This window comes from Capnocytophaga sp. oral taxon 326 str. F0382 (genome assembly GCF_000318295.1).
Lineage (GTDB): Bacteria > Bacteroidota > Bacteroidia > Flavobacteriales > Flavobacteriaceae > Capnocytophaga > Capnocytophaga periodontitidis.
The window spans coordinates 17,264-19,869 of sequence record NZ_KB291415.1 but is presented as its reverse complement, the minus strand read 5'-3'; the positions used below and the strand labels follow the sequence as shown (position 1 = coordinate 19,869).

At 34.8% G+C, this 2,606-nt stretch carries 2 protein-coding genes and 1 pseudogene; all 3 read right to left on the bottom strand.

The window, feature by feature from the left end; genetic code table 11:
• Positions 1 to 197: pseudogene (locus tag HMPREF9073_RS15705) on the bottom strand (PorT family protein); the annotation flags it as partial.
• 156 nt (positions 198 to 353) lie between these two features.
• Complete coding sequence (locus tag HMPREF9073_RS08675; protein WP_009413393.1) at positions 354 to 1,643, bottom strand: carboxypeptidase-like regulatory domain-containing protein; 1,290 nt, start codon at positions 1,641 to 1,643, stop codon at positions 354 to 356.
• A gap of 343 nt (positions 1,644 to 1,986) precedes the next feature.
• Positions 1,987 to 2,606 (bottom strand): porin family protein (locus HMPREF9073_RS08670; protein WP_009413392.1); only part of this gene is annotated, 620 nt, incomplete at its 5' end.

The following is a 2,606-nucleotide window of genomic DNA, read 5'->3' as shown; positions in this document are numbered from 1 at the left end:
TTTATCTTCCTTATTTCTTTAGGGAGTGGTATTGGGCTTGCACCTCCTATATTTACGCCAGCTTTTAGTTCGTATTCCCAACCTTTTTCTTCTGATTGTACAAGCGTTTCAGTACGTTCATTTTGAGCGTGTAACAAACTGCCGAATAGTATTAAACATACAACAAAAATATTTGTTTTCATAACCTGATTATTCATAGAGATCCCATTCCTTTAATATGATAGTTCATTTTTACTAACTATTGATGTTTAACGAAAAACAACAGCAAAAACTGTGCGAAAGTAGTATTTTAGAACAAAAAAAGAGGTTAGCTAAAAAGTTAACCTCTTGAATAATTTATTTTAGGAAAGACATTATTTTATATCTTCAGGGTTTAGAGTAAAAGTTATTTTCTTTTGAGAGCAAGTGAGCATTCCGTTATAGAGTTTTTCTACTCTGTTACCATTTACATAAAAATCAATGTCATAAATGTTATTATACACTTTTTGATTCATAAAGACTTTGGTAGCACCTGCTTCTAATTCATAATTTTGACCTTTGAATTTTACAGTGCATTTCTTATCGGTTTTGTTTTCAACAATCACTTGTCCGCGTTCAGCAGTAGTAAATTTTACGTTTTCAGTTTTATCACCGGAAATTGTTATATTTCCTTTTTTATTGGTACCACAAGGGAGGGTAACTGAATAATCGTAAGTAGCCATTGCTAAAGGAATCATTACTCTTCCTTTACTATCAGTGTTTAATGAAATGTTGTTGATATTTACAGTAGCGTTTTCTACAGTTTCGTTTTCACTATCGGTAACTACAAAAGTAACAGTAACCTTTTTAGGGATGTTGATAGTAGCTTCTTTTAGAGAGCCGTCGAGATTTACATCAACTGATAGATAAAAGGGCGCTTCTTCAGTGAGGATAAAAAAGTGATAATCAGTGATGTTTTTTTCTTCTGGAGTAAAAATGAAGCGTACAATTCCCTCATTATTGGTATTGCCTGTTAGTTCTACTTGTCCTGAAATATAGTCCTCATTGCCATTTGTTCTTTCAAGGAGATTTGTTATACTTTCAAACTTGAAAGAGCCACCTACACCATATACTTTTTTATTAGCAACGGGTTTGCCGTCTTGGGTTACTTTGATATTAACGGCAGCCTTACCGTCTTCTTTTTTCTTTTTAACGGTGAGGTTCACGGTGTTATCACCAGCGCGGATTTCTTTTTCAACCACATCGGATACTGGCATACCATTTTTCTCTAACACAAAGTAAAGGGTTTTACCAATGTGTTTATTTGCTTCAAACTTGGTATTGGCATTCTTTAAAGATACATTAGCTATCGTTTTAGGGTTTTGATTTGCAGGAGCGTCTGTAACTTTTAAGTTAATGCCATTCACCTCACCACTTACAATTACTTCCACTATAGCTGTTTGTGTAGTGTTAGTAGTTGTGCTTGTTTGGGTAGTGTTAGTAGTTGTGCCCGTTTGTGTAGTGACAGTGGTAGTACCAGTTTGGGTAGTGTTAGTGGTTGTTCCCGTTTGGTTAGTAGAGGTTTGAGTACCTACGGGAGCAGTAGTCTCGTCGTCCTTAGAACAACTTATCACAAAAAGAGTGAATAGGCAAAATATTGCCCAGAAAGAATAAATGTTTTTCATACTATCTATAAATTTAACGTTATTGGCGTTGTTTTTTTTTCGGGACAAAAGTATAACAAACTCACAATATGAGCAAATAAAAAATTAACTTTTTTTTAAAATTTTTACAGCATAATTGTAAGTTTAAGTCAATCTTTTAGTTACGTTTTGTTAAAATTATTTTCTAAATCATTTCGATTCAAGGAAAGGGGAAAATTATTTTGAAGAGAAGTGTTTAAAAAGGAGTGTCTAAAAAAGTTTTTGTGAGGACGTTTACACGACGCCCTCACAAAATATGATTGATTATCAGTAGATTCACCTTGAGAAAATCATTGGATTTTGACGAAGTTTTAGATAAAATTGTTTAAAAGTGATACCCAAAACCTATATTCATATAGATAGGGTACATATTAAAGGTTATGCTTTTGAAGTCTTTTGTAAAAATATTGTTTATTCCATAGGATAGTTCAGCGTTGATATTAAAGCGTTTGAAGGCTTGCCAAGAGCCTCCTATCAGTACGCCCCAATGCCAATGGCGTAGATGATTGCTAAAATCATAAGAGGCTATCTGTCCGTTAGTAAAACTTACTTTCTCACCGATAGGACTACCTTCTCGTAAATAACCTTCGGTTACATAGCCTGAGAAATTGCCGTCCATACGGTAAGAAACGAATGTACCTAAGCGCAATTTCCAACGATTAGCAAGGTGATAGTTCAGTGATATAGGCAAGGTAACGAATGAACTTTTGTAGGTAGTATGTACATCACCCGTCCAATAGCCCGCCACGTGGTTACCTTGTTCTATAATCTCCATTCCGTAGTTCTTTACATTTGCATCAGTTTCCATACCTTTTTCTTCTAAGCGCAAACCTGCTGAGATACCCCATTTAGGGGTGAGCCATTTGGTGGCAGTACCTTCAAATGAGCCATTAAACTTTGGGCTATATCCCTTTATCTTCCTTATTTCTTTAGGGAGTGGTATTG